The following is a 1382-nucleotide window of genomic DNA, read 5'->3' as shown; positions in this document are numbered from 1 at the left end:
AACTGGCCCACCCTCCTCAACCACAACACCAACACACCCCCACACACCGCCCCACACCTCCCCACCTACCCCTTCCAACACCAGCACTACTGGCTCAAAAACGTCCCTTCCGCAGGTGCCGACACCGTCAGTTCAGTGGCCGACCAGCTGCCGGGCATCGCGGAACCGCCCTCGGACACCGGCGTTCTCACCGCCGGCCTCGCCGGACAGTCCACACCGGAACAGGAACGCATCCTGCTGGCCACCGTCCGCCGGGAGACCGCGGCCGTCCTGGGGTTCTCCTCGCCGGACGCCATCGAACCGGACATGGTGTTCAACCAGATCGGCTTCGACTCGGCCACCGCCGTCCAACTGCGCAACCGTCTCAACGCCCTCACCGGCCGCACCCTGCCGGCCACCCTCCTCTTCGACTACCCGACACCACAGGTCCTCGCCGCCTTCCTGCTGGAAGAGCTGGTCGACGACCTGCCGGCCCCCGCGGCCGCGGTGCCGGCGGCCGCCCCGGCGACGACGGACGAGCCGGTCGCCATCGTCGGCATGGCGTGTCGGCTGCCGGGTGGCGTGACCACGCCCGAGGAACTGTGGGACCTCGTACTCGACGGCCGTGACGGCGTCAGTGACTTCCCGACGGACCGAGGCTGGGACCTGGACTCCCTCTTCCACCCCGACCCGGACCACACCGGCACCAGCTACGCCAGGCAAGGCGGCTTCCTGCACGACGCGGGTGAGTTCGACGCCGGGTTCTTCGGCATCTCGCCCCGCGAGGCGCTGGCCGTGGACCCGCAGCAGCGGCTCATGCTGGAGACGTCGTGGGAGGCGCTGGAACGGGCCGGTCTGGACCCCACTGCCCTGCGCGGCACGGACGTCGGTGTCTTCTCCGGCGTGACCTATCACAACTACGGGTCTGGCGTGGAACCCGTGCCCGCCGAGCTGGAGGGCATGCTCGGTCTCGGCGCCTCGGCCAGCGTGCTGTCGGGCCGGGTGTCGTACGCGCTCGGCTTCGAGGGCCCGTCGGTCGCCGTGGACACCGCCTGCTCCTCCTCTCTCGTGGCACTGCACCTGGCCGCACAGGCCCTGCGGGCGGGAGAGTGCTCGATCGCACTGGCCGGTGGTGTCACGGTGATGCCGACGCCCGGCATCTTCATAGCCTTCTCGCGGCAACGCGGCATGTCGGTCGACGGCCGCTGCAAGTCCTTCGCGGCATCTGCCGACGGCACGGGATGGGCCGAGGGCGCGGGCGTGCTGGCGTTGGAACGGCTCTCGGACGCCCGGCGCAACGGCCACCGAGTGCTGGCGGTGGTGCGTGGCTCGGCCGTCAACCAGGACGGTGCCTCCAACGGCCTCACCGCTCCCAACGGTCCTTCCCAACAACGGGTGATCCG

At 70.4% G+C, this 1382-nt stretch carries 1 protein-coding gene; it reads left to right on the top strand.

Annotated elements, in window-relative coordinates; all coding sequences use genetic code 11:
* A partial coding sequence (locus ABZ646_RS46655) for a type I polyketide synthase (RefSeq protein WP_360533870.1) occupies window positions 1–1382 on the top strand: 1382 nt, incomplete at both ends.

Source organism: Streptomyces sp. NPDC007162 (genome assembly GCF_040634175.1).
Lineage (GTDB): Bacteria > Actinomycetota > Actinomycetes > Streptomycetales > Streptomycetaceae > Streptomyces.
Note: the sequence above shows the minus strand (reverse complement) of the source record. Positions and strands in the feature narration are given on the sequence as shown.